At 68.0% G+C, this 25,154-nt stretch carries 27 protein-coding genes; 17 read left to right on the top strand and 10 right to left on the bottom strand.

Going from position 1 to position 25,154, the window contains the following annotated elements; genetic code table 11:
- Positions 1–129 precede the first annotated feature (129 nt).
- The 6 genes from aceE to MicroSTF_RS01680 all read left to right on the top strand — a co-directional run bounded on the left by aceE (position 130) and on the right by MicroSTF_RS01680 (position 7,747).
- Positions 130–2,856 (top strand): pyruvate dehydrogenase (acetyl-transferring), homodimeric type, encoded by a 2,727-nt coding sequence (gene aceE, locus MicroSTF_RS01705; RefSeq protein ID WP_021200723.1) that lies wholly within the window; start codon positions 130–132, stop codon positions 2,854–2,856.
- A gap of 31 nt (positions 2,857–2,887) precedes the next feature.
- Positions 2,888–4,084, top strand: coding sequence for a PucR family transcriptional regulator (locus MicroSTF_RS01700; protein ID WP_297558547.1), 1,197 nt, complete (start codon positions 2,888–2,890; stop codon positions 4,082–4,084).
- A 92-nt stretch (positions 4,085–4,176) separates the two neighbouring features.
- Complete coding sequence (locus MicroSTF_RS01695; RefSeq protein ID WP_322953159.1) at positions 4,177–5,097, top strand: ACP S-malonyltransferase; 921 nt, start codon at positions 4,177–4,179, stop codon at positions 5,095–5,097.
- Positions 5,094–6,095 carry a beta-ketoacyl-ACP synthase III gene (locus MicroSTF_RS01690; protein ID WP_136024273.1) on the top strand — a complete coding sequence of 334 codons (1,002 nt, stop codon included), beginning with the start codon at positions 5,094–5,096 and terminating at the stop codon, positions 6,093–6,095. The genes MicroSTF_RS01695 and MicroSTF_RS01690 overlap by 4 nt, the downstream gene beginning before the upstream one ends.
- Positions 6,096–6,163: 68 nt before the next feature.
- Positions 6,164–6,412: an acyl carrier protein gene (locus MicroSTF_RS01685; protein WP_017830435.1), complete on the top strand. Its 249-nt coding sequence runs from the start codon at positions 6,164–6,166 to the stop codon at positions 6,410–6,412.
- A gap of 96 nt (positions 6,413–6,508) precedes the next feature.
- The gene (locus tag MicroSTF_RS01680; protein ID WP_322953146.1) at positions 6,509–7,747 is read left to right on the top strand and encodes a beta-ketoacyl-[acyl-carrier-protein] synthase family protein; all 1,239 of its coding nucleotides are present in this window, start codon (positions 6,509–6,511) and stop codon (positions 7,745–7,747) included.
- Positions 7,748–7,885: 138 nt separating this feature from the next.
- Here the strand turns inward: MicroSTF_RS01680 and MicroSTF_RS01675 are convergent, their stop codons facing one another.
- Positions 7,886–8,551 carry a hypothetical protein gene (locus tag MicroSTF_RS01675; RefSeq protein ID WP_322953145.1) on the bottom strand — a complete coding sequence of 222 codons (666 nt, stop codon included), beginning with the start codon at positions 8,549–8,551 and terminating at the stop codon, positions 7,886–7,888.
- A 95-nt stretch (positions 8,552–8,646) separates the two neighbouring features.
- On the opposite strand from MicroSTF_RS01675, the gene MicroSTF_RS01670 reads away from it, so the two are divergent.
- On the top strand, positions 8,647–10,050 hold the full coding sequence (locus MicroSTF_RS01670; RefSeq protein ID WP_021200729.1) for a PLP-dependent aminotransferase family protein: 1,404 nt from the start codon (positions 8,647–8,649) through the stop codon (positions 10,048–10,050).
- A 134-nt stretch (positions 10,051–10,184) separates the two neighbouring features.
- On the opposite strand, the gene MicroSTF_RS01665 is transcribed toward MicroSTF_RS01670, so the two are convergent.
- Entirely contained in the window at positions 10,185–10,688 is a 504-nt protein-coding gene (locus tag MicroSTF_RS01665) for a DUF3145 domain-containing protein (protein ID WP_017830431.1), read from the bottom strand.
- A gap of 185 nt (positions 10,689–10,873) precedes the next feature.
- Positions 10,874–11,647, bottom strand: coding sequence for a hypothetical protein (locus MicroSTF_RS01660; protein WP_322953138.1), 774 nt, complete (start codon positions 11,645–11,647; stop codon positions 10,874–10,876).
- Between the two features lie 176 nt (positions 11,648–11,823).
- Between MicroSTF_RS01660 and MicroSTF_RS01655 the strand changes: the two genes are divergently transcribed.
- From MicroSTF_RS01655 to MicroSTF_RS01645, 3 genes are read left to right on the top strand one after another with little or no spacing between them, the layout of a single operon-like run.
- The gene (locus MicroSTF_RS01655; protein WP_297558452.1) at positions 11,824–13,827 is read left to right on the top strand and encodes a DUF262 domain-containing protein; all 2,004 of its coding nucleotides are present in this window, start codon (positions 11,824–11,826) and stop codon (positions 13,825–13,827) included.
- 2 nt (positions 13,828–13,829) lie between these two features.
- Positions 13,830–15,077 (top strand): alpha/beta fold hydrolase, encoded by a 1,248-nt coding sequence (locus MicroSTF_RS01650; protein WP_416338458.1) that lies wholly within the window; start codon positions 13,830–13,832, stop codon positions 15,075–15,077.
- Positions 15,078–15,133: 56 nt separating this feature from the next.
- On the top strand, positions 15,134–15,415 hold the full coding sequence (locus MicroSTF_RS01645) for a hypothetical protein (protein ID WP_021200733.1): 282 nt from the start codon (positions 15,134–15,136) through the stop codon (positions 15,413–15,415).
- Positions 15,416–15,504: 89 nt separating this feature from the next.
- On the opposite strand, the gene MicroSTF_RS01640 is transcribed toward MicroSTF_RS01645, so the two are convergent.
- From MicroSTF_RS01640 to glgA, 3 genes are all read right to left on the bottom strand, one after another.
- A complete protein-coding gene (locus tag MicroSTF_RS01640; RefSeq protein WP_021200734.1) occupies positions 15,505–15,762 on the bottom strand; it encodes a type B 50S ribosomal protein L31 in 258 nt (85 codons plus the stop codon).
- Between the two features lie 91 nt (positions 15,763–15,853).
- Entirely contained in the window at positions 15,854–16,639 is a 786-nt protein-coding gene (locus MicroSTF_RS01635; protein ID WP_021200735.1) for an ABC transporter ATP-binding protein, read from the bottom strand.
- Positions 16,640–16,656: 17 nt separating this feature from the next.
- A complete protein-coding gene (gene glgA / locus MicroSTF_RS01630) occupies positions 16,657–17,841 on the bottom strand; it encodes a glycogen synthase (protein ID WP_322953124.1) in 1,185 nt (394 codons plus the stop codon).
- Positions 17,842–17,887: 46 nt separating this feature from the next.
- On the opposite strand from glgA, the gene glgC reads away from it, so the two are divergent.
- Genes glgC through MicroSTF_RS01615 form a run of 3 tightly spaced genes read left to right on the top strand, consistent with a single transcriptional unit; the run spans position 17,888 to position 20,556 of the window.
- Positions 17,888–19,129, top strand: a complete 1,242-nt coding sequence (gene glgC, locus MicroSTF_RS01625; RefSeq protein WP_021200737.1) for a glucose-1-phosphate adenylyltransferase — start codon at positions 17,888–17,890, stop codon at positions 19,127–19,129.
- Positions 19,130–19,178: 49 nt separating this feature from the next.
- The gene (gene serB, locus MicroSTF_RS01620) at positions 19,179–19,814 is read left to right on the top strand and encodes a phosphoserine phosphatase SerB (protein ID WP_136024279.1); all 636 of its coding nucleotides are present in this window, start codon (positions 19,179–19,181) and stop codon (positions 19,812–19,814) included.
- Positions 19,815–19,860: 46 nt separating this feature from the next.
- Positions 19,861–20,556, top strand: coding sequence for an alpha/beta fold hydrolase (locus MicroSTF_RS01615; RefSeq protein WP_322953118.1), 696 nt, complete (start codon positions 19,861–19,863; stop codon positions 20,554–20,556).
- Positions 20,557–20,571: 15 nt separating this feature from the next.
- Here MicroSTF_RS01615 and MicroSTF_RS01610 read toward each other — a convergent pair whose 3' ends face one another.
- Positions 20,572–21,282, bottom strand: coding sequence for a beta-ketoacyl-ACP reductase (locus MicroSTF_RS01610; protein WP_017830420.1), 711 nt, complete (start codon positions 21,280–21,282; stop codon positions 20,572–20,574).
- A gap of 139 nt (positions 21,283–21,421) precedes the next feature.
- Between MicroSTF_RS01610 and MicroSTF_RS01605 the strand changes: the two genes are divergently transcribed.
- Genes MicroSTF_RS01605 through MicroSTF_RS01590 form a run of 4 tightly spaced genes read left to right on the top strand, consistent with a single transcriptional unit; the run spans position 21,422 to position 23,355 of the window.
- The gene (locus MicroSTF_RS01605) at positions 21,422–21,955 is read left to right on the top strand and encodes a DUF4190 domain-containing protein (RefSeq protein WP_322953115.1); all 534 of its coding nucleotides are present in this window, start codon (positions 21,422–21,424) and stop codon (positions 21,953–21,955) included.
- A gap of 52 nt (positions 21,956–22,007) precedes the next feature.
- On the top strand, positions 22,008–22,355 hold the full coding sequence (locus MicroSTF_RS01600) for a DUF3099 domain-containing protein (protein ID WP_031207707.1): 348 nt from the start codon (positions 22,008–22,010) through the stop codon (positions 22,353–22,355).
- Positions 22,352–22,546, top strand: coding sequence for a hypothetical protein (locus MicroSTF_RS01595; protein ID WP_081859644.1), 195 nt, complete (start codon positions 22,352–22,354; stop codon positions 22,544–22,546). The genes MicroSTF_RS01600 and MicroSTF_RS01595 overlap by 4 nt, the downstream gene beginning before the upstream one ends.
- Positions 22,543–23,355, top strand: coding sequence for an SURF1 family protein (locus tag MicroSTF_RS01590; RefSeq protein WP_021200742.1), 813 nt, complete (start codon positions 22,543–22,545; stop codon positions 23,353–23,355). Before MicroSTF_RS01595 ends, MicroSTF_RS01590 begins: the two co-directional genes overlap by 4 nt.
- A gap of 4 nt (positions 23,356–23,359) precedes the next feature.
- Here MicroSTF_RS01590 and MicroSTF_RS01585 read toward each other — a convergent pair whose 3' ends face one another.
- Genes MicroSTF_RS01585 through MicroSTF_RS01575 form a run of 3 tightly spaced genes read right to left on the bottom strand, consistent with a single transcriptional unit; the run spans position 23,360 to position 25,142 of the window.
- Positions 23,360–23,809, bottom strand: coding sequence for a cupin domain-containing protein (locus MicroSTF_RS01585; RefSeq protein WP_021200743.1), 450 nt, complete (start codon positions 23,807–23,809; stop codon positions 23,360–23,362).
- A complete protein-coding gene (locus tag MicroSTF_RS01580) occupies positions 23,806–24,429 on the bottom strand; it encodes a pyridoxine/pyridoxamine 5'-phosphate oxidase (protein ID WP_051671192.1) in 624 nt (207 codons plus the stop codon). Before MicroSTF_RS01580 ends, MicroSTF_RS01585 begins: the two co-directional genes overlap by 4 nt.
- A 44-nt stretch (positions 24,430–24,473) precedes the next feature.
- Positions 24,474–25,142, bottom strand: a complete 669-nt coding sequence (locus MicroSTF_RS01575; RefSeq protein ID WP_322953109.1) for an HAD family hydrolase — start codon at positions 25,140–25,142, stop codon at positions 24,474–24,476.
- Positions 25,143–25,154 lie beyond the last annotated feature (12 nt).

The raw sequence follows: 25,154 nt of genomic DNA, 5'->3' as shown, positions 1-25,154 counted from the left end.
CCGATGCGCACCCGTGTCGTAGAAGAGGGATAGGCTGAATCCGGCGCGCGTTGTGCACAGCTGACAAGGCTGCCCGTGTCGCTTCCCGTTTCCTTGGCATGACCTGCCAGCTTGACGAAAGGTTCCCCCGTGACCGTGCACGACCAGGATCCGTACTCCCAGGGCCCCCTCGACAGCGATCCGGAGGAGACCGGCGAGTGGCAGCAGTCCCTCGATGAGCTGGTGGATGCCAAGGGCCACGGCCGCGGCCGCGAGATCATGCTCAGCCTGCTCAAGCGCTCGAAGGAGCTGCACCTGGGCGTGCCGATGGTCCCGACGACGGACTACATCAACACCATCGCCTCGGAGAACGAGCCCGAGTTCCCCGGCGACGAAGAGGTCGAGCGTCGCTACCGTGCATGGATCCGCTGGAACGCCGCGATCACCGTGCACCGCGCGCAGCGCCCCGGCATCGGCGTCGGCGGACACATCTCGACGTACGCGTCGTCGGCCGCGCTGTACGAGGTCGGCTTCAACCACTTCTTCAAGGGTGCCGACAACCCCGGCGGCGCCGACCAGATCTTCATCCAGGGTCATGCCTCGCCCGGCACCTACGCCCGCTCGTACCTCGAGGGACGTCTGAGCGAAGACCAGCTCGACGGCTTCCGCCAGGAGAAGTCGCACGCCCCGAACGGCATCCCGTCGTACCCGCATCCGCGTCTGATGCCGGAGTACTGGCAGTTCCCGACCGTGTCGATGGGGCTCGGGCCGATCAACGCCATCTACCAGGCGATGTCGAACAAGTACCTCGAGAACCGCGGCATCAAGGACACCTCGCAGTCGCACGTCTGGGCTTTCCTCGGCGACGGCGAGATGGACGAGGTCGAGAGCCGCGGCCAGCTGCAGGTCGCCGCCAACGAGGGCCTCGACAACCTCACCTTCATCGTCAACTGCAACCTGCAGCGCCTCGACGGTCCGGTGCGCGGCAACGGCAAGATCATCCAGGAGCTCGAGTCGTTCTTCCGCGGTGCGGGCTGGAACGTCATCAAGGTCGTCTGGGGTCGCGAATGGGACGACCTGCTCGCCCGCGATACCGAGGGCGCACTGCTCAACCTGATGAACGTCACCCCGGACGGCGACTACCAGACGTACAAGGCCGAGTCCGGCGCTTACGTGCGCGAGCACTTCTTCGGACGCGACGAGCGCGCCGCGGCCCTCGTCAAGGACTACTCCGACGAGGACATCTGGAACCTCAAGCGCGGTGGCCATGACTACCGCAAGGTCTACGCCGCGTTCAAGGCGGCGACCGAGCACAAGGGCAAGCCCACCGTCATCCTCGCGAAGACCGTCAAGGGCTACGGCCTCGGTCCGCACTTCGAGGGCCGCAACGCGACCCACCAGATGAAGAAGATGACGCTGGACAATCTCAAGACGTTCCGCGACGCGATGCACATCCCGATCACGGATGCGCAGCTCGAGGAGAACCCCTACCTGCCCCCGTACTACAACCCGGGCCCCCAGGACGAGACGATCCAGTACATGCTCGAGCGTCGTCAGGCTCTCGGCGGCTACCTGCCGGAGCGCCGTTCCACCCACGTCGGACTGTCGCTGCCGGACGACTCGGCGTACGCCCTGCCCAAGAAGGGCTCCGGCACGCAGGAGATCGCCACGACCATGGCGTTCGTCCGCCTGCTGAAGGACCTGCTGCGCTCGAAGGACTTCGGCCACCGCATCGTCCCGATCATCCCGGACGAGGCCCGCACGTTCGGAATGGACGCCTACTTCCCGTCGGCGAAGATCTACAACCCCAACGGCCAGCACTACACGTCGGTCGACCGCGAGCTCCTCCTCGCCTACAAGGAGAGCCCGCAGGGCCAGATCGTGCACGTCGGCATCAACGAGGCGGGTGCGCTCGCCGCGTTCACCGCGGCCGGCACCTCCTACGCCACGCACGGCGAGCCGCTGATCCCGATCTACCTCTTCTACTCGATGTTCGGATTCCAGCGCACCGGCGACGCCCAGTGGGCGGCGGGCGACCAGATGGCCCGCGGGTTCATCATGGGCGCCACGGCAGGTCGCACCACCCTCACGGGTGAGGGCCTGCAGCACGCAGACGGCCACTCGCACCTGCTCGCCGCCACGAACCCGGCGACGGTCTCGTACGACCCGGCCTACGGCTACGAGATCGCGCACATCATGCGCTCCGGTCTCGAGCGCATGTACGGCGGCAACCACGAAGACCCCAACGTCATGTACTACATCACGCTCTACAACGAGCCGATGGTCATGCCGGCGGAGCCGGAGAACGTGGACGTCGACGGCATCGTGCGCGGCATCCACCGCGTTTCGGTCGGCGAGGGCGAGGGCCCCCGCGCCCAGCTCTTCGCGTCGGGCGTCGGTCTTCCCTGGGCACTCGAGGCTCAGCAGCTGCTGAAGAACGACTGGGGTGTGATCGCCGACGTCTGGTCGGTCACGTCCTGGACCGAGCTTCGCCGCGACGGCCTCGCCGCCGACGAGCACAACTTCCTGCACCCGGAGGAAGAGCCCCGCACCGCGTACCTCACCCAGAAGCTGCAGGGTGCCGAGGGTCCGGTCGTCGCGGTCAGCGACTTCATGCACGCTGTGCAGGACCAGATCCGCCCGTGGGTGCCGAACCGCTTCGCCACGCTCGGTGCCGACGGCTTCGGCTTCTCCGACACGCGGGCCGCGGCTCGTCGCTTCTTCAAGATCGACGGCCCGTCGATCGTCGTCCGCACTCTGCAGTCGCTCGCCGAAGACGGGGTCGTCGACCGTTCTCTCGCCGCGCAGGCCATCCAGAAGTACAGCCTGCACGATGTGAACGCCGGAACCAGCGGCAACGCGGGCGGCGAAAGCTGAGCCCTCGGTGACAGGTTCTCCTCCTTCCGGCATGGACAAGGCCGCGACGCTCACCTGGCTGCGCCGGATCTCCGGTGACATCGCCTCGGTGACGATCAAGCGCCTGGAGGACACCCTCCCGTGGTACGCCGATATGCCACCAGCCCGCCGCTCTGCGGTCGGGCTGGTGGCCCAGGCGGGCATCACGTCGTTCATCCAGTGGTACGAAGACCCCACCTCCACACCGTGGATCGCGGCCGACATCTTCGCCGCCGCCCCGCGTGAACTCCTGCGCAGCGTCAGCCTCCAGCAGACCCTGCAGCTGATCCGCGTGACGGTCGAGGTCACCGAGGAGCGCGTCGCCGGACGGGGAAACGATCTCCGCGAAGCGATCCTGCTCTACTCGCGTGACGTCGCCTTCGCGGCGGCCGACGTGTACGCCAGGGCTGCGGAGGCCCGGGGCCTGTGGGATGCGCGCCTGGAGGCGCTCGTCGTCGACTCGATCCTCACGGGCGAGGCCGACGAAGAGCTCCCGAGCCGGATCGCCGCGCTCGGATGGCACGGTCACGGGGAGGTCGCCGTCCTCGTCGGCACCACGCCTCCCCAGTTCGACGTCGATCTGGTCCGACGTACGGCGAGGAAGCTCGCTGTCGACGTGCTCATCGGCGTGCAGGGCTCCCGACTCGTCCTGGTGCTCGGACGCGCCCGAGTCGAGGGGCACGAGGTCGAAGACGAAGAGCTCGGCTTCCAGGAGATCGCCTCCCGCCTCGAGCCGTCCTTCGGCCCCGGATACGTCGTACTCGGCCCCGAGGTCGCCGCCCTCGTGGACGCGAGCCAGAGCGCACGCGCCGCGCTCGCGGGGTTCGCCGTCGCCCGTGCATGGCGCGGTGCTCCCCGTCCCGTCGAAGCCGATGACCTGCTCCCGGAACGGGCGCTCGCCGGAGACCCGTTGGCGAAGCAGACCCTGATCGAGCGCATCTTCCGCCCCTTGCAGGCGCACTCCACCGATCTGGTGACGACTCTGTGGAGCTACCTCGACAACGGGCGCTCCCTCGAAGCCACAGCACGCGAGCTGTTCGTGCACCCCAATACCGTGCGCTATCGCCTGAAGCGCGTGAGCGAGGTCATCGGCTGGGACGCCACCGGCCCCCGTGAGGCTCTCATCCTGCAGACCGCGCTGATCCTCGGTTCGATCGGTGCGGCGGATCAGGTGCGGCGGCGGCCACCGCTTCGACGTCCGCAGCGCTGAGCGCGCCCTTCTGTACGCCACACACAAGGGTTTTTCCGAATCTTGTGATGGATCATCCACCGATCTCCGGCAATCGTTGGCAGACTGGGTGGGTGATTGTCGTCGTATGCCCAGGTCAGGGCTCGCAGACCCCCGGATTCCTCGCCCCTTGGCTCGAGCTCGACGGGGTGGCCGAGCGCCTCGCCTCGTACTCCGACGCCGCGGAGGTCGATCTGCACGAACACGGCACGGTGTCCGACGCCGACACGATCCGTGACACGCGTGTCGCGCAGCCGCTGATCGTCGCCGCGTCGTTGATCGCCGGTGACGCATTGACGCAGCGCGCCGGTCGTCGCGCCGACGGCATCGCCGGCCACTCGGTCGGAGAGATCGCGGCACTCGTCGGCAGCGATGTGATCGACGCCGACACCGGCATGCGCCTGGTGGGCATCCGCGGCCGTGCGATGGCCGACGCTGCGGCGCAGGAGCAGACCGGGATGAGCGCCGTGCTCGGGGGCGACGAAGACGCCCTTCTGGCGCGCCTCGCCGAGCTCGACCTCTCCCCCGCCAACTACAACGGCGGCGGACAGATCGTCGTCGCCGGCGCCCTCCCGGCTCTCGCCGCTCTCGCGGAGGAACCCCTCAAGGGCACCCGCGTGGTCCCGCTGCAGGTTGCCGGAGCCTTCCACACGCGGTACATGGCGTCCGCCGTCGCCGCTCTCCGCGATGCGGTGGCCGACGTCACCCCCGCGAACCCCGACATCACTCTCTGGACCAACCGTGACGGCTCCGTCGTCGCGGACGGGGCCCAGGCGCTGAGCTTCCTCGTCGACCAGGTCTCGTCGCCGGTGCGCTGGGACCTCTGCATGCAGTCCTTCGCGGACGCCGGCGTGACCGGGATCATCGAGCTCGCCCCCGCCGGCGCCCTGGTCGGCCTCGCCAAGCGCGGCCTCCGCGGTATCCCGACCGTCGCCGTGAAGACTCCCGAAGACCTCGATGCAGCCGTCGCGCTGCTGAATGGAGAAGCCGCATGAGTGCCACCCTCGCCCAGGTGACCGGCCCGGCATACACGCGCATCTACTCCTACGGCGCCGCCCGCGGCGAGAACGCCGTGCCGAACGAAGACCTGGTGGGTCCGATCGACTCCAGCGACGAGTGGATCCGCCAGCGCACGGGCATCATCACCCGCGCGCGAGCCGACAAGGGGACGGACGCGATCGACCTCGCGACCACGGCGGCGGCCGAGGCGATCGAGAAGTCGGGTGTCCCGGCGGACCAGGTCGATCTGGTGATCGTCGCGACCATCAGCAACCCCAAGCAGACCCCGTCCGTCTCGGCGATCGTGGCCGACCGCGTGGGGGCGAACCCCGCGGCGGCCTACGACATCAACGCTGCCTGCGCCGGCTACGCCTATGCGATCGCTCAGGCCGATGCGCTGATCAAGGCCGGCGCTGCGCGCTACGCACTGGTGATCGGCACCGAGAAGCTGTCCGACGTCGTCGATCCGACCGACCGCAGCATCTCCTTCCTCCTCGGCGACGGTGCGGGCGCTGCGCTCATCGGCCCGAGTGACACGCCGGGCATCGCTCCCGCGGTCTGGGGCTCCGACGGCTCGAAGGCCGACGCGGTAGGCATGAACGGCACACTCACCGACTTCCGCGACGGCGTGGTGCCGTGGCCGACCCTCCGCCAGGAGGGCCCGACGGTCTTCCGCTGGGCAGTCTGGGAGATGGCCAAGGTCGCACGCGAGGCGCTGGACAAAGCGGGCGTCGAGCCCTCCGACATCGCCGCGTTCATCCCGCACCAGGCCAACATGCGCATCATCGACGAGTTCGCCAAGCAGCTGAAGCTGCCCGACACCACGGTGATCGCGCGCGACATCGAGACGACGGGCAACACCTCCGCGGCCTCCATCCCGCTGGCCAGCCACCGCCTGATGGCCGAACACCCCGAGCTGTCGGGCGGTCTCGCCCTGCAGATCGGCTTCGGTGCCGGTCTCGTGTTCGCCGCACAGGTCGTCGTCCTTCCCTGAGAATGCGCTGACCTTCCCTAGACTGTTCCACGGTTCCGAAAACAACCCGCAAGAAAGAGGAAGACCACATGGCTTTCACCAACGATGAGGTCCTCGCCGGCCTCGCAGAGCTCATCACCGACGAGACCGGCATCAACGCTTCCGAGGTCGCCCTCGAGAAGTCGTTCACGGACGACCTCGACATCGACTCCATCTCGATGATGACGATCGTCGTCAACGCCGAGGAGAAGTTCGGCGTCACCATCCCCGACGACGAGGTCAAGAACCTGAAGACCGTCGGCGACGCCGTCAGCTTCATCGTCGCGGGCCAGGAGTAATCCCGGCAGGATGCCACTCCCGCGCCTCGCGGGGAGTGGCATCCTCCGCCTGCCCTCTCACCCGTTCGACTTCGTTTCGACAAGGAACCACACCTCATGACCAAGCGCATCGTCGTCACCGGCATCGGCGCCACTTCCGCCATCGGCGGCACGGCCCCGGAGAACTGGACGAACCTGCTGGCCGGCATGTCCGGCACTCGCACGCTCGAACACGACTGGGTACAGCAGTACGAGCTGCCCGTCACCTTCGCCGCCGAGGCGATTGTCCGCCCTGAAGAGGTGCTCCCCCGCCACGAGGCCAAGCGCCTCGACCCCTCGTCGCAGTTCGCGCTGATCGCCGCACGCGAGGCCTGGGAGGACGCCGGTTCTCCCGATGTCGCCCCCGAGCGCCTCGGCGTCGACTTCGCCACCGGCATCGGCGGCCTCTGGACGCTTCTGGACGCCTGGGACACCCTCCGTGAGAAGGGCCCGCGCCGGGTCATGCCTCTCACCGTTCCGATGCTCATGCCGAATGCCGCTGCCGGAAACCTGTCGCTGCAGTTCCACGCCCGCGCTTACGCGCAGACCGTGGTCAGCGCGTGCGCCTCCAGCACCGAATCGATCATCCACGCTTTCCATCACCTGCAGGACGGGCTCGCGGACGTCGTGATCGCCGGCGGCACGGAATCCGCGATCCATCCGATCACGATGGCCTCCTTCGCCTCCGCGCAGGCCCTCTCGCGCCGGAACGACGACCCCGCCCATGCCTCGCGTCCCGGCGCGATCGACCGTGACGGCTTCGTCATGGGCGAGGGCGCAGCCGCGCTGATCCTCGAGACCGAGGAGCACGCCAAGGCCCGCGGCGCCAAGATCTACGGCTATGTGCTGGGCGGTGGCGTCACCGCAGACGCCTATCACATCACCGGCAACGACCCCGAGGGCAACGGCGCGGCCCGTGCCGTCACGCAGGCGCTCGAGGAGGCCGGGGTCACGGCCGACCAGGTCACGCACATCAACGCGCACGCGACATCGACGCCGGTCGGCGACCCCAACGAGTACGTGGCACTCAAGAAGGTCTTCGGAGACCGGATCGACGAGATCCCCGTCTCGGCGACGAAGGCATCGACCGGGCACCTTCTCGGTGGCACCGGTGCGCTCGAGGCGATCTTCTCCCTCCTCGCGCTGCGCGACCGCGTCGCCCCGCCGACGATCAACATGACGGAGCCCGACCCGGCAGTCCCGTTCCGCCTCTCCGGCGACGCCACGCCCCTCGGAGACGGTCCGCAGGTCGCGATCAGCAACTCGTTCGGATTCGGCGGTCACAACGCGGTCCTCGTGGTCGCCAGCGCCGACTGACACGCCACAACGATGAGCGGCCCTCGGGATTCCGAGGGCCGCTCTTCTCATCTGCATGAAGATCACACGGAAGCATGAGCATCCGCCGGTACTCGGTAAAGCAAGCGTGCACAGGTCATGCAGGTGCGCGGTGTTCCGTCAGACGGTGCGGAGGCTCCCGAGCTTCTGCGATCGGGCCCCGCGCATCCGGGTGATGCGCGGGAGGAACCAGCCGATCAGCGGGCCGACACCGAAGGCGAAGAGCACGGTGCCGACGCCGACGGGACCGCCCAGCAGGAAGCCCACGAGCAGCACGCTCCCTTCGATCAGTGTGCGCACCAGCCACACCGCCCATCCGGTTCGACGGACGAGCCCCGTCATCAGGCCGTCACGAGGGCCGGGGCCGAAGTCGGCGGCGATGTAGAGGCCGGTCGCGAAGGACAGCAGAAGCAGCCCGAAGACGAACATCGGAGCGCCGATCCACACCGAGGACGGTTGCGGGATCAGGGCGAGCGCGAGATCCGCACTCGGACCGACGAGCAGGGCATTCAACACGGTGCCCAGCCCCACGCGTTGGCGCAACGGAATCCACAGCAGAAGGACGATGATCGAGACCAGCACGGTCATGACGCCGTAGCCGAGGCCGGTCTGCGCGGCGAGACCGAGAGCCAGCACGTCCCAGGGAGCGACGCCGATGCCTCCCCGCACCATGAACCCGAGCGCGACGCCGTAGAGGAACAGACCGGCGAGCAGCTGCACGAGCCTCTCGACGAGGTCGCGCCGACTGGTCGCCGTCACGGGGAGGAGCACAGAACGCAGGAGCATCCCTCCACTCTGGCCCCCGATCCGCCTTTCGAGGCGAAGCCACTCGCCGCAAAGTGGTCTGCAGAGATCAGGCCACTTTGCGTCATGCTGGACGTATGGGATCACGACTCGTCGAACAGCTCGGAGCGCACAATGTCGCCGGCGCCACGGCGTCGGGGCTCGCGGACCGGATCAGGGCACTGATCCTCGACGGCCGACTCACCGTCGGCGAGCGTCTGCCGAGTGAGCGTGCACTCGCAGTCGAGCTGCGCCGTTCCCGTTCGACGGTCACCCGCGCCTACGGCGTGCTGGAGACCGACGGCTACGTCTCACGTCTGCACGGCGGAAGCACGCGTGTCACGCTCCCCAACGGCCACACCGCTCCGGGCGCGGAGGCCGACGACGACTCCATCGACCTGTCGATCGCGTCGATGGACTCGACCCCGGGCCTGTACGACGCGACGGTGCGCTCGCTGCCCCGCCTCGCGGCGCTGCGCGGCACCAGCGGATACTCGCTGCGTGGACTTCCCGAGCTGCGAGAAGCCGTCGCGCAGCGGTTCCGTGATCGCGGCGCACCGACGTCGGCCGACGAGATCATCATCACCTCCGGTGCACTCAACGCGGTGAACCTGATCCTCACGGCGATCGGGCGGCGCGGTGAGCGAGCCCTGGTCGAGCAGCCGACGTTCCCTCACGCTCTCGAGGCGCTGAACCGCCACGGGTACCGGCTTCTCCCCACGCCGGTGGACGCCGACGGGTGGGACACGCGGCATCTGAACGAGACACTGATGAGCTCCCGGCCTCATGTCGCGTATCTCATCCCCGACTTCCACAATCCGACCGGCGCGACCCTCCCCGACGACGAGCGGCCGCGCATCGTGACCACCGCGCGCAACGTGGGCACTCACCTCATCGTCGACGAGACGACGACCGAGCTCGACATCGACCGGGGCTGGGCACCGATTCCCATGGCCGCGGGCGGCCCCAACGTGATCACCGTCGGATCGATGTCGAAGATCGCATGGGGCGGGATGCGCATCGGCTGGGTCCGCGCGGAGCGTTCCGTCATCGCGCGGCTGCTCGCGGTGCGCCCCTCGTTCGAACTCGGTACGGCGCTGCTCGAGCAGTGCATCGCCGTCGAGCTGCTCTCCGACATGCCGGCGCTCAGCGCGCACGTCCGCCGGCGCCTGCGCGCGGGTCGTGGGGCGGTTGAGGCGGGTGTGGCCGGTATCCCCGGGTTCCGGATGCCGCCGACGCCCGGAGGCCTCTCCGCGTGGATCGACATCGGCGCGCCACTGTCCACCTCGCTCTCCCTCGCCGCGCGCGAGCGGCGCCTCGTTCTTCCGCCCGGCCCCCGCTTCACGACGGGCGGCGTGCTCGAGCGCCGGGTGCGCATCCCGATCACGCTCCCACCCGAGCGGATGGCGGAGGCGATGCGGCGGTTGACCCTCGCCTGGGGAGACGTGCGCGAGGGAAGCGCATCGCGCACCGCGGAACTCCAACACTCCGCGGTCATCTGATCCGGATGACGAAGACGCCGCCCCGTTTCCGGGGCGGCATCTTCGTGGGAGCGGGGATACGTCTTCTCAGCGTCCGGGATGACTCACCGGCTTCCGATACTCACGCCTCCCCCGTTCCGGTCTGTGGTGTCGGCTCAGCCGACCTTGTGGAGCCAGACGACCCTGGCATCGTCGCTGGCGTGGCGGAAGGGTTCGAGCTCCTCGTCCCAGGCGGAGCCGAGGGCGATGTCGAGCTCGCGCTGCAGCTCGACCGCGCTCCCGGCGGCGATCTCCATCGCATAGCGGATGCGGTCTTCACCGATCACGATGTTGCCGGCGGCGTCGGTCTGTGCGTAGTGGATGCCGAGATCGGGTGTGTGCAGCCAACGGCCGCCGTCGCTGCGGGGCGTCGGGTCCTCGGTCACCTCGAAACGGAGGTGTTCCCACCCGCGGATGGACGTCGCGAGAGCCGCTCCGGTGCCGACAGGGCCGTCCCAGTAGAACTCCGCGCGTCGTGCGCCGTCCAGGACGGGCTGCTCGGTCCAGTCGAAGTTCACCGCACGCCCGATAGCGCGACCCACCGCCCATTCGAGGTGCGGGCAGAGCGCGCGAGGCGCAGAGTGGATGAACACCACTCCACGTGCGTAAGCCGTCGCCATGATCTCTCCGTTTCATCAGGTGCGTCTTCCCCAACGACCTGAACCACGAAGTGGCGAGAATATGCGGTTGTGCGCCCATTCTCGCCGAGATCCACAGAAATCACAAGCATGTCATTCCATGACGAAGGCCCCGGTCACAGGGACCGGGGCCTTCCGACCGCAATCGGTCGTGGAGCTGACGAGGATCAGGCCTCGCTCATGGCCTGCTTGACCTGCTGGCCCTTGGCGGCGTAGTACGCCGCACGAGCGGCGTCCTTGCGCGCCTGCTCGGCGTAACCGAACTCCAGCGTCTCCTGGTCGACCTCGTAGTTGGGCACATCGTCGGTGCCGTGGTACTTCTCGATGTAGGCGTCGAGCTCCGGGCCCGAGGTCCACGAGGTGATGAGGCAGTAGCGCGGCTCGGTGCCGTTGTGCGTGGCCGCGTGCCAGAGGCGCTGCGTGTCGACGATGAGCTGCGCACCGGCCGGAAGGGCGATGCGGTACTCGATGCTCGGGTCGGTGCGGTTCTCGCGCAGGACGAAGTAGCTGTCCTTGTCGTCCGTCAGGTTGAAGAAGCCGCGGACCACCCAGCCCGTGCCGTCGGGGTTCAGGCGGTTGTTGTCATCCTGGTGCAGGTTGTAGAGGCAGTCGCCGTACGGGGTCGGCTGCAGCTCGATCACGCGGCAGCGGCCGACGTTGGCACCCGGCTCCTGCGCGCGGCGCGCGAGGTTCGGGGCCTTCTCGGTCTGCGAATCGATCCAGACGCCATCCTTGTCGGTGCGCGGCGGCTTGTGGTTCCAGAAGCCGTTGCACTCGATGTCACCGAAGGCACTGGCGAGAGGGGCGAAGCGGGTGTCACCCGACGACTTCCAGTCGTTGTACTCGATGTCGAGCCATTCCTTGGGGTCGAGCTCCTGGTTGTAGCTGTCGAGGACGACGAATCCCTTTTCCTCGAGGGCAGCGGACTTGATGTAACCCATGATCGAGTCATGTTCCTTTCATCGGGGGCCAGCACGTTTTAACAGGCCCTGATAAGGCAAGCCTAACAGCGTGGTCCGGGAGCCCTTCGGAGGTCGGCCGTGCATAACCGAATAGACTGATCGGGGCGCCCGGCGAGTCCTCGGCGCCCGTCGCTACGGGAGGACGAGACACCAGCATGAGCACCGCGACCAACGTCGAGGCGACAGCAGTCAACACGATCGAATGGCTCGCGGCAGGGAGCACGACCATCGTCGTCCCCGTGTATCAGCGGCAGTACCGGTGGGACATCGGCGGCTGCGAACGTCTCCTCTCCGACATCCGCGCGGTCGCCGGCGAAGACGACGCCCACCGTCACTTCATCGGCTCGATCCTGTCCGCCGAAGACGGCTCCGCAGCCGACTCCGACCTGATCCTCATCGACGGCCAACAGCGCATCACCACTCTCATGCTGCTGGTGGCCGCCCTGCATCATGCGATCCGCGATACCGACAGCGCCATGGCCGCAGCGCTCGAACGCGTGCTGGTGCGCTCCGACGCTCCGGACCGCACCAAGCTGCGCCCGCACGATGCCTGGGCCGACCTGTACGAGTCCGTGGTCCTGGATCGACGCGATGACGCCGACCGAGAGTCGCGCTTCGACGACAACTACGCCTTCTTTCGCAGCCAGATCCACGTCGACGAGGTTCCGGCCATCTGGCGCGGGCTGCAGAAGCTCGAGCACGTGTCGATCACCCTCGGCGCGCAGGCGAACGCGCAGCAGATCTTCGAGAGCCTGAACTCGACGGGCGAGCCGCTGCGCGACCACGAGCTCATCCACAACTACATCCTGATGGGCCTGAGCCACGCGGAACAGGTCGACGTCGAGGCCCGGTTTTGGGTTCCGATAGAACGGCACACCGGCGAGGCGATCGGTGCCTTCTGGCGGCATTACCTCGTACTCGTCACCGGACGCGAGGTCGCCGCGAACGGCGAGCACGGCGTGTACAGCGCCTTCCGGCAGTCGTTCCCGCGCGTCGACGTCGACCATCTGCAGGCGGACGCGGCCGAGTGGCGGCACTACGCCGAGATCTACGGCACCCTGCTGGATCCGTCGCGGGAGCAGGACCCGGAGATCGCGCGGCAACTGCGCCACGTCAACACGTTCGGCCGCTCCTCTTACCCGCTCGTGATGAGCGCCTACAGCGATCATCTGCGCGGCGTGATCGACCGTGCAGAGCTCATCGAGACGTTGGAGTGGTTGCAGGCCCTCTCCCTCCGCCGCGCCCTCGTGAACCTGCCCGCGGAGAGACTCGTCGCCAGACTGTGCCGAGCGCGCCGCGACGGTCGCGATGCGCTCGCCCGGGCGTTCGCGCGCATCACGCCCTCCGACGAGCGCGTCAGTGCGGTCGTGAAGTACAGCGAGCTCCCCCACCCCGCGTATGTGCTGGGACGGCTCGAAGGTGTCGACGACGTCGACGACTTCGACGTCGAGCACATCGTCCCGACCGTACCCGGAGATGCGTGGTCGGGCGACGGGGAGCGATCGTGGATCGACTATTCCGAAGACGAGCAGAACAGCCACCGTGCCCTCGCTCCGACCCTCGGCAATCTGACCCTGCTCGAGCAGTCGCTGACGGAGCGGGTGTTCGGTGCCTCCTTCCCCGTCAAGCGCTCGGAAGCCTACGCGCACAGCTCCGTGCCGGCCACGCGCGATCTCACCGACCTCGGCTCCTGGAACACGGCGGCGATCACCCGCCGCACGATCGCGCTCACAGCCGACCTCATCCGCATCTGGGCGCGCCCCGCGCTGCCGGAGATCGATGACGACGGCCTGACGCCGATCCTCGATGCGGTCCGTCGCCGCGGATGGCCGACGGGCTGGGAGCGGGAGTTCGATTACGTCGAGTATCGCGGTGAACGATGGGAGGTTCCCGACGTCAAGTATCTGTTCAATCGGGTCTTCCGTCGCGCCTGGACCGACACGAGAGAGGCCGCCCTGGCGTACTGCGCCGCGCACGGCGGTCCGATCTACCAGGACATGGCCTGGAAGGGGCAGTGGGATGAGCTCGACGAGGGTCATTTCCTCTACATGGGCTGGGATTCCAACTACATGATGACCGCGGTGCAGGGCGTGCTCGAGGAGTCGGGCATCGCCTCGGAGGTCTTCGTCAAGTACTCCTATATCGGAAATGTGATGTGAACATGAGCACCATCGTCCGCACGCTGCAGGATCTGACCGTCGAAGAGCACACGCTCACCGTCCCGCTGGTCTGGGGCGATCCGGCCGATCACCGCACCATCGAGATCTTCGCCCGCGTGGTCACCCGCGAAGGCGGCGACGCCCTCCCCTACCTGGTCTTCCTCCAGGGCGGGCCCGGGCATGAGGCTCCGCGCCCCTTCCACTCCTCGACATCGCCAGCCTGGCTCGACGAGGCCCTCGCCCACTATCGCCTGGTGCTTCTCGACCAGAGAGGGACCGGTCGGTCCACTCCTGTGGGCGACGGCGACCTCGAGCGCGGCTCGGCCGCCGTCGCCGAGCACCTCACGCATCTGCGCGCCGACGCGATCGTGCGCGACTGCGAGGCCGTGCGCGAGCACCTGGGCGCCACCACCTGGAGCGTGCTCGGACAGTCGTTCGGCGGCTTCACGACCTTGGCGTACCTCTCCACCGATGCCTCCTCCCTCGAGGACGTCTTCATCACCGGAGGCCTCAGCTCCGTGGGGCGGCACCCTGACGACGTGTATGCGCTCTGCTACGACAAGATGCGCGACGCCTCGGAACGCTACTACCGCCGTTTCCCGGAGCACCGCGATGTGATGCGACGGCTCGTCGAGCTGGCGGATGCCGGCGACATCGTCCTGCCCGACGGAGAAGTCGTCTCCCGCTCACGCCTCCGATCTGTGGGATCGGCACTCGGCACCGACGATGGCTGGCAGACCCTGTGGTCGATTCTGGAGCGCGATCCCTCCTCAAACGCCTTCCGATACGACCTGATGCACGCGATGCCCTACGACGGCCGCAACCCGCTGTACTTCGCCTTCCACGAATCGAGCTACGCGGACGGGCACGCGACCCGGTGGTCGGCCGAGCGCACCGAGCCCACGGACTTCCGCGACGACCCCACGCTGTTCACAGGTGAGCACATCCGGCGCGAGTGGGCCGAGACGGTGCCCGCGTTCCGGCCATGGCGCGAGGTCGCCCTCGAGCTCGCCGAGTTCGAGTGGCCGAGCCTCTACGACGCGGCCGCGATCGCCGGGTCGGAGGCGACCGGTGCGGCCGCGGTCTACGTCAACGACGTCTACGTGCCATATGAGTTCTCTCTCGAGACGGCGAAGCTCATCCCGGGGGTGCAGCTCTGGCAGACGAGTGAGCACGAGCACAACGGGCTGCGTTCGGGACCGGTGCTGTCGCGCCTCATCGACCTCGCGCACGGTCGCCGCATCCGCTGAACATCTCCTCCCGAAGGAGGATGCTCTCGCTCCACCCGACGCCTACTCTGGAGCACATGGAACAGGGAGTGGGCGTGCTCGTCACGGTCGGAGTGCTGCTGCTCCTGGTCTCGGCGGTGATCGTCGTGATCGCCTTCGGCTTCTCGAGGGTGCCGATCGAGAAGAAGTACGAGACCAGTGGAGGGGGACTCGGCGGCGCATTCGACGCCGTCTGGTCTCCGTCTGCGCACGAGGCGGGTATCGAACGCGACCGCCAGACGCAGCGGACGGCCCCGGCACCATCGCCGGGGGATCCTCCGGACACGATCGACGACGGCCGGATCCGACTCGACCTCTGAGGTTTCGGGCACGGCCGCGAACGCAGTGGCCGGGGAACGAAGAAAGCCCCACGCTCCGAGGAGCATGGGGCCTTGTTCGTTGGCGATCGTTACTTGGACGAGCCGCCGAAGCCCTTGAAGCGCTGGTTGAACTTCTCGACGCGGCCGGCCGAGTCCATGATGCGCTGCTTACCCGTGTAGAACGGGTGCGAAGCCGAGGAGATCTCGACGTCGATGACGGGGTACTCCACGCCGTCCAGCTCGATGGTCTTGTCGCTCGACACGGTCGAACGGGTGAGGAACGTCTCGCCCGAACCGAGGTCGCGGAACACGACAGCCTTGTACTCGGGGTGAATGTCAGTCTTCATGGGATTCCTTAGTTGCTGCCCTGGATTGTGCCAGGGACGAGGGAAGTCTGCGGTGCAGAGAGCACCAAGGGTCGATTCTATCAGACCCGGATCAGGATGCTGCGCGGGCGGCGTAGCGGCCGTCCTCGCCGCTGAGCACGATCGGCATGCCGAACGTGTCGCTGAGAGCCTCGGCCGTGAGCGTCTCCGCGATCGGGCCCGCCGCGACCACGGCACCGTCCCGGATCAGCATCACGTGGGTGAATCCCACGGGGATCTCCTCCACGTGGTGCGTCACCATCAGCATGGCCGGGGTGGTCGGCGAGGACGCGTACCCGCTGAGGAGCGCGAGGAGCTCTTCACGAGAGCCGAGATCGAGCGAAGCCGTGGGCTCGTCGAGAAGCAGGAGCTCGGGGTCCGTCATGACGGCACGCGCGATCTGGACCCTCTTCTGCTCGCCGTCGCTGAGGGTGCCGAAGGTGCGGTCGGCCAGATGGTCGAGACGCCAGTCGCCGAGGACGCGGAGCGCGCGGCGCTCGTCGATGGCCTCGTAGCTCTCGTTCCAGCGGCCGAGCACGGAGTACGCGGCCGTGAGCACGGTGTTGAGAACCGTCTCGTCCCGGGGCACACGCTTGGCCATGGCCGACGAGGCGAAGCCGATGCGCGGGCGCACCTCGAACACGTCGGTGCGGCCGAGGGTCTCCCCCAGCACCGTCACCGTTCCCGACGTCGGGTGCATGAGAGTGTCGGCCAGCTGCAGGAGCGTGGTCTTTCCCGCGCCGTTCGGGCCGAGGATCACCCATCGTTGATCGTCGTCGACCTTCCAGGTCACGTGATCGATGATGTTGCGCCCCTCACGGCGCACGACGACGTCGGTGAATTCCAGAGCGCTCGGCATGCCTTCAGCCTATCGGCTCAGGCGGTCAGCTCCGCGTAGAGCGCGCGCGTCGTCTCGGCGATCGCCGCCCAGCTGAACTCCTCGCGCGCCCGCTCCCGTCCGGCCTCGCCGTACGCGCGTGCCCGATCCTGATCCATCGCCACCTCCGTGAGCACGGCGGCCAGATCCGCGACGTAGCGGTCAGGGTCCACCGGCGTGCCGGTGCCGTCCTGAACCTGCTCGATCGGGACGAGACGCCCGGTCACACCGTCGGCGACGACCTCGGGGATCCCGCCGGTCGCGGTCCCGACGACCGCCGCCCCGCACGCCATCGCCTCCAGGTTCACGATCCCGAGGGGCTCGTAGACGGACGGGCAGACGAACGCCGTCGCGGCCGTCAGGACCGTCGACAGCTCGTCGCGCGGCAGCATCCGCTCGATCCAGATCACCCCGTCCCGCTCCTGCTGGAGCAGCCGGACGCCTTCTTGGACCTCCGCCATGATCTCCGGTGTGTCCGGCGCTCCGGCGCAGAGCACCAGCTGCACCTCTGGCGGCAGCAGACGCGCGGCCTGCAGCAGAAACGGCAGCCCCTTCTGCCGCGTGATGCGACCGACGAAGACGACCGACGGTCGAGCAGGGTCCATTCCGATCGATCGCAGGAACTGGTCGTCGCGTACCGGACGCCAGCGTTCCACGTCGATCCCGTTGTGGATCACCCGCACCTTCGCCGGGTCGACCTGCGGGTAACTGCGCAGGATGTCGGCACGCATCCCCGCGCTCACAGCGATCACCGCTGCGGCGTTCTCATACGCCAGACGCTCGATCCCACTGGAGACGGCGTAGCCGCCGCCGAGCTGCTCCGCCTTCCATGGTCGAAGGGGTTCGAGGCTGTGCGCCGTGAGCACGTGGGGGATGCCGTGCAGCTGCGAGGCGAGATGCCCGGCGAAGTTCGCGTACCAGGTGTGGCTGTGCACCAGATCGGCCTCGGCGATGGCCGACACGATCTCCAGATCCGTGCCGAGCGTCTGCAGAGCGGCGTTCGCCCCGGCGAGCTCGGCGGGCGTGCGGTAGGCGAAGGTGCCCGCCTCGTCACGGGGTGCGCCGAACGCACGGACCCGCACGTCGACGTGCTCCCTGAGGGCCGCGACGAGCTCGGCGACGTGCACGCCGGCACCGCCGTAGACCTCCGGCGGGTACTCCTTCGTGATCATTTCAACTCGCATGTCTGAACGCTAGTACAGCGACGATGATGGCATCTATGGTGGAGCCATGTCCGCTCCAAAGAAGGTCTTCGGGATCATCCTCGCCGGCGGCGAGGGCAAGCGCCTCATGCCTCTCACGGCCGATAGAGCGAAACCCGCAGTGCCCTTCGGCGGACAGTACAGACTCATCGACTTCGCGATCTCGAACCTCATCAACTCCGGGTTGCGGCAGATCGTGGTGCTGACGCAGTACAAGTCGCACAGCCTCGACCGACACATCTCGCAGACCTGGCGGATGTCGGCGCTCCTCGACTCCTACGTGACCTCCGTGCCGGCCCAGCAGCGCCTCGGCAAGCGGTGGTTCTCGGGCTCCGCCGACGCGATCCTGCAGAGCATGAACCTCATCAACGACGAGAAGCCGGACATCGTCGTCGTGATCGGCGCGGACCACGTGTACCGGATGGACTTTCGCCAGATGCTCGAGGCGCACATCGAGTCCGGTGCCAAGGCGACCGTCGCCGGCATCCGCCAGCCGCTCGCGCTCGCGTCGCAGTTCGGCGTGATCGACGCCGACGCGGAGTCCGGACGGATCAAGCAGTTCCTCGAGAAGCCGACCGACATCGCGGGCCTCGAGGATTCGCCCCACGAGGTCCTCGCCTCGATGGGCAACTACATCTTCGACGCCGACGCGCTGATCGCCGCCGTCGAGGCCGACGGGGAGTCTCCCGTGTCCGGACACGACATGGGGGGCGATATCGTCCCCTACTTCGTCGAGCGCGGCGAGGCCGGCTACTACGACATGAAGCAGAACGAGGTCCCCGGTTCTTCTCCACGCGACCGGTCGTACTGGCGGGACGTGGGAACGATCGACTCGTTCTTCGACGCGCACCGGGACCTCATCTCGACGCTTCCCGTCTTCAACCTCTACAACATGGAGTGGCCGATCCACTCGCAGGCCGTCAACTCCCCGCCGGCGAAGTTCGTCAGGGACTCGGTCGGACGGATCGGCAACGCGATCGACTCGATCGTCTCCCTCGGCTCGGTGCTGTCCGGAACGCACCTGGAACGCAGTGTGGTCGGTCCGTGGACACTCGCCGGAGGAGGATCGACCATCACCGACTCGGTCGTGTTCGACCACGTGCACGTCGGCCAGGGGGCACGCATCCACCGGGCGATCCTCGACAAGAACGTGGTGCTGGCTGATGGAGCGACGGTCGGTGTGGACCGTGAACGCGACCTGGCGCGCGGCTTCACCGTCACGGAGTCCGGCATCACCGTCGTGGGCAAGGGCATCTTCATCGACCGCTGAGCACGTCACGCCGCACACCGACCACTCGGGCGATCGCTAGGCTCGACGGGTGACCAGCGCGCGCTTCCTCGTCGTCCTTGATGCCGATTCCACCCTCATCCGCAACGAGGTGATCGAATTGCTCGCCGACGAAGCCGGACGGCGTGCCGAGGTGCAGGCTGCCACCGAAGCGGCGATGCGCGGTGAGGTCGACTTCTCGACGAGCCTGCGCTCGCGGGTCTCGGCTCTGAAAGGTGTACCGGTGTCGGCCTTCGAGCGCGTCCGCGCGCGCATCGAGCCCACCCCCGGCGTGCGAGAGCTGACTGCGGCCGTCCACGACCGCGGCGGGGTGGTGGGCGTCGTCTCCGGAGGATTCCACGAGATCCTCGACAGCGTCGCGCCGGCCCTCGGCGTCGATCGCTGGCGAGCCAACCGCCTCGACGCCGCAGAAGGCGTGCTGTCCGGCCTGGTCGACGGCGACATCGTCGACGGCGCGGCGAAGGCATTGTCGCTCCGGGAGTGGGCGGCGGAACTCGGGGTCGCTCCCCGGGCGACCATCGCGATCGGCGACGGTGCGAACGACCTGCCGATGATGGCGGTCGCCGGTCTCGGTCTCGCCTTCAACGCGAAGCCCGCCGTTCGGGAGGCCGCGAGCCTCGTCATCGGCCCGCAGGACTTGGCGGAGGTCATCGCCCTGCTGCCGTAGGGGGAACGCTGTGGTGAAAGTCCGACGCCACCGCTAGCGTCAGCTCATGGACATCATCCTCATCCCGGGACTCTGGCTCGATGCGTCCAGTTGGGAAGAGGTGATCCCTGCCCTCGAACAGGCTGGGCATCGCGCACATCCGCTGACCCTCCCCGGTCTTGGCGCGCCCGCCTCGGCTTCGTCGGAGATCGGCATCGCCGAGTGGATCGCCGCTGCCGTCGATGCCGTCGATGCCCTGCCGGGAAAAGTCGTGGTGGTCGGCCACAGCGGCGGCGGGAACGTCGCGTGGGGCGTCGCTGATGCGCACCCTGAGCGCCTGGACCGGGTCGTCCTCGTCGACACGGTTCCGCCGCCGCCGGGGAGTGGGATCAGCGAGTTCGAGATCGTGGACGGGGTCGTGCCCTTCCCCGGTTGGAACTTCTTCCCGGACGAGGATGTGAGCGACCTCGACGACGCGACTCGAGCGCGTACGACTCGCCTCACCCGCAGCGTTCCCGCGAGGGTGCCGACCGACGGCATCGTCCTGGAGAACCGCTCACGCCATCGGGTTCCGGTGACGCTGCTGATGGCTGGCCTCGATCAGGCCACGTTCGACGAGATGATCGACCAGTGGGGCGCGTACGCCGACGAATACCGGTCGATCGATGACGCCGAGGTCGTGCGCATCGACTCCGGCCACTGGCCGCAGTTCTCCGCGCCCGAACGGCTCGGTGCGCTGATCAACGCGGCGATCGCGCGCTGAACACCGGTCTCGGGGTCAGTGCCCCATCCCGAGGCCGCCATCGACGGGGATGACCGCACCGGAGATGTACCCGGCGTCGTCGCCCGCGAGCCACGTCACGACGCCCGCGACCTCATCGGGGGTGGCGAAGCGTGCGGCGGGGATGCTCGCCTTGTACTGCTTCTGTGTCTCCTCAGGGAGCTCCGCAGTCATGTCGGTCTCGATGAACCCGGGAGCGACGACATTGGCGGTGATCCCCCGAGCGCCGAGCTCGCGGGTGATCGAACGGGCGAAGCCGACCAGGGCGCTCTTCGACGCCGAGTAGTTGGCCTGGCCTGCGGAGCCGTAGAGTCCGACGACGCTCGAGATCAGGATGATGCGGCCGAAGCGCGCGCGGAGCATCCCTTTCGAGGCACGCTTGACGACACGGAACGTGCCCCCGAGGTTCGTCGCGACCACACTGTCGAAGTCGTCCTCGCTCATGCGCATCAGCAGGGTGTCCTTGGTGATGCCCGCATTCGCGACGACGATCTCCACCGGGCCCAGCTGCTGCTCCACCTCGGTGAACGCCGCATCGAGCGCGGCCGCATCCGTGACATCCGCCCGGACCGTGAGAGTCCCCTCCGGCCCCTCGCCGCTGCGAGCGGTGACCGCGACGCGGTATCCGTCCCGCACGAAACGCTCCGCGATCGCGCGGCCGATACCGCGGTTTCCGCCGGTGACGAGGACGACGCGCTCAGCGCTCATGGGGACACTCCTGCTCTGGCCGGTGGCTCGGGGTTCCGAGCCGTCATCGATCCTACCGACGATGCCCGCGACGACCGTCGTGCCTCGTTTGACAGGTCTGGACGCTGCTGGGACTCTGTTCGAGACGAAAGGCTTCCTCGTGAGCGAAAACCACATCCCGTCTCCCGGTGCCGAGCCGCCATTCACGCCGCCACCGCTCCCGGTCCGGATTCCCGCAGCCCCTGCGTCCGCCGCTGCGCTTCCCGCGTACCCGATGCAGCCCCCGCCGCAGCCGACGCAGAGCTATCCCGGTGCCCCGCCCACCTATGCACCCCCCGGCGGACTCCCGCCCGCACAAGCGGCATACGCCCCGTACGCTGCACCGACCTACCCCGCCGTCGCGCCGCGTCCCACGAGTGGACTCGCCGTCGCAGCGCTGATCTGCGGAATCGCCGGGGTCGTCCTGTTCTGGGCCCTCATCCCGGTCCTCGCGTCGATCGCGGCGGTCATCACCGGTCACATGGCGCTCGGACAGATCAAGCGCGACCCCGGGATCGGCGGGCGCGGCCTCGCCATCGCCGGCCTGATCCTCGGGTACGCGGTGATCGCGCTCAGTGCCATCACGCTCGTGGGCACCATCATCAGCTTCCTGTTCGTCGGCGCATTCAGCCTGCCTTTCCTCTTCTCGACCTGAGCGGGAGCAACGGCACGCCGGGAGGCTCGTACCGGCGTAGGCTTGAGACATCGTGAAGAACGCGCGTCAAGTCCCGGCCGTCACCTCACTGCCGCAGTCTCCGCGGGATGAGGCAGACCATCGTGTGCGCCGTTATGTCCTGACGATGTCCATCCGCATCGCGTGCTTCGCTCTGATGGTGCTGGTCCAGCCGTACGGTTGGTACACCTGGGTTTTCGGGATCTCCGCCGCCGTGCTGCCGTACATCGCCGTGGTCTTCGCCAACGCGGGCAGCGACAGCACCGAGACCGGTGCCGAGTCGCCGGTTCAGGAGCTGTCCGCCCCGGCGCCCGCACCGATCGAGAGCCAGCCCGCGACACCACCGGTGTTCACGATCCACGAAGGCCCGAAGGACCGATGACAGACCTCGAATGCTCGCGTGCCGGCTGCCGGAGCGCGGCGACCAGACAGGTCGTATGGCGCAACCCCCGCATCCATGCCGCCGATCGGGAGAAGATCTGGTTGGCGTGCGATGAGCACGTCGCCTACCTCCGGGACTATCTGGCAGCACGTGACTTCCCTGTCAGTGTTCGGGATGGGATCCCCGCATGAGCGGACGTCTGACCCGATGGGCCGTCTACGTGCTCATCGCGATCGGTTTCGCGGTCGCGTGCGTCTTCCTGTCGAACTGGCAGTTCGAGCGCAACGAGACCAGAGCCGCGCAGATCGAGCTCGTTGAAGAGAACTACGACGCGAAGCCTGTTCCCCTCTCCGACCTCATCGGGGAAGACGGTGCCCTCGATCCCTCCGACGAGTGGCGACCGGTGATCCTGCAGGGCGAATACCTCGCCGACCAGCAGCTCCTGGTGCGCAACCGCCCGCACGGCGGGACGAGCGCCTTCGAGGTGCTCGTGCCGTTCCGCGACGTCGATGGTCGCATCTTCATCGTCGATCGCGGCTGGGTGCCGCCGGGTGACGGGGACGCGCCGGATTCGGTGCCAGCGCCGCCGGAGGGCGAAGCCGAGGTCACCGTGCGTCTTCGCCCGGGTGAGCAGGTTCCGGCGTCGGGCCGTGGCGCGCCCGAAGGTCAGGTGCCGACCATCAATCTGCCGACCATCGCCGATCTCGTCGACGGTGACGTGATCACCGGAGCCTACGGACGGATGATCAGCGAGGACCCGGCCGGCGCAGGGACGCTGGGGGGATTCGACTCCCCCACCGACGATCCGGGTCCGCACCTGTCCTATGCCATCCAGTGGATTCTCTTCGCGCTGATGGGCTTCATCTTCATCGGATACATCATCCGGACGGAGATCGTGAAGCACCGCGAGGAGGTCGAGGGAGTCCAAGCCCCCGTCAAGAAGTCGCGCCGCAAGGACCACGACGCCGACGTCGAGGACGAACTGCTCGACGTGCGGTGACTCTTCAGCCGGTGCTCGCTCGGTCCGACCATGGCATCGGGCGCTCCGGTAGCCGCGAGCTGTCATCCGGAAGGTGCGGCAGTTCCTCGCCGCCGGCGCGGAGACAGAGCCAGCGCAGTTCGCCCGGACTGTCCGGTCGCGCCCGCCACGTGCGAGCGACGCCCTGACCGACGCGGATCACGGTACCGGGGCCGACCTCCACCACATCGTCGTCCAGCCCCATCTGCCCTCGCCCTCCGAGGAACACGTAGACCTCTTCGATCTTCCGGTGCACGTGCCAGTAGCCGGCCTCTTCGCCCGGCTCCAACGCGTTCGCGGTCATCCCGATGTACTGCATCGTCAGCTCATGGTCGACGACGCGACGCCCGTCGCGCGATCGTGCGGCATCGAAGCCACCATGGTGGGTGCGCCACTCGTCGAGCGACCCGATCTCGAGCACCTGATAACCGCTCATGTCCGCTCCCCTGCGACTCTATATCTCGCCACACCGGCGGCCTCACCCGTCACGCTGCGGCTCCAGCCGCCCTCCGCGCGCTGAAAGACGATCCGGCTGTGGTTCCGGTCCGCCGATCCCTGCCAGAACTCGACGCGCGCCGGGACGATCCTCCAGAGCACCCATTCCCCCGGCGCGACACCGCGACGAGCGTCAGCCGACCGCGCGGCGAGATCTGCGGCGCTCTCCGCCTCGGACGCTTCCTGGATCATTCCCCGAACCCGCACGGCCCGTCGGAGCGGCTGCCACCAGAAGTTCAACGCCGCGGCAGGGCGTGCGGCGATCTGCTCGCCCTTGCGGGACGAGCGCGTCCCGGCGAACGCCCATCCTCGCGCGTCGACGCCCTTGAGGATCAGTGTCCTCGCATCCGGCACGCCGTCATCGTCGACCGTCGCCAGGGTCGCCGCGTGCGGTTCCGCGACCCCGCTCTCGGCGGCCTCTCCGATCCAATCGACGAAGAACGGCACGGGATCTTCGGGAAGCGCTGCGAGATCGAGCGGCGGCGCGACCCCGGTGAGGGAAGGCTGCGCACGCAACCAGTCGCTGATGTCTGACGAGGACGGGGGATGCGCGAACGGCATGCTCTCGACTATGCCATGGGTCCGCCCCGGGCAGGGCCGAGTGGTCAGGCGAGTTCGGCGGAGGCGGAACCCACCGGGAGCGGCCCCAGGAGGTCGATCAGCTCGCCGAGCGTCGAGACCCGGCGGGTGTCTCCCGCCCACTTCTGGTGCCCGCCGTCGAAATGGACGAACTCCGCGCCGAGATCGTCCGCGATCTCTCGATCGTGATTGGTGTCGCCGACGACGAGCACATCATGCGCAGTCATCCCGGATGTCGCCAGCCATCGCGAGATCACATCGTGCTTGGAGGCGCGGAAGGGATCGTCGATCGACAGCACCGCTTCGAACGCCTCGCCCAGGTCGTGCGGGGCCATCTGCCGAGCGAGGGCATCCGGAAGAGTCGCCGAAGCGAGGACCTGGCGGATCCCTCGCTCACGGAGCACCGCGAGCGTGGCCCGCACGTCGGAGTGGAGCGTCGCCTCGCCGACGCGCTGGGCGAGCAGGTCGAGATACGTGGTTGCGGCCGACACGAATCGGTCGTCCCCGAGTCCGACCGAGCGGTAGAAGTCCCGGATCGGGAAGCGGAAGACGGAGCGGTACGCGTGCTCGTCGGCGAGCGGTTCGAGCGCGTGCTCCTCGAGCACGGCGTTCATGACCTGACGGCAGATCTCGGCATCGTCGAGCAGCGTGCCGTTCCAGTCCCAGCAGATCGCGCGGATGTGACCCAGCCCCATGTCCGTCACGAT

The organism is Microbacterium sp. STF-2, from assembly GCF_034650155.1.
Lineage (GTDB): Bacteria > Actinomycetota > Actinomycetes > Actinomycetales > Microbacteriaceae > Microbacterium > Microbacterium maritypicum_A.
The sequence above is the reverse complement of the archived record's forward strand: the minus strand, read 5'-3'. Positions and strand labels throughout refer to the sequence as shown.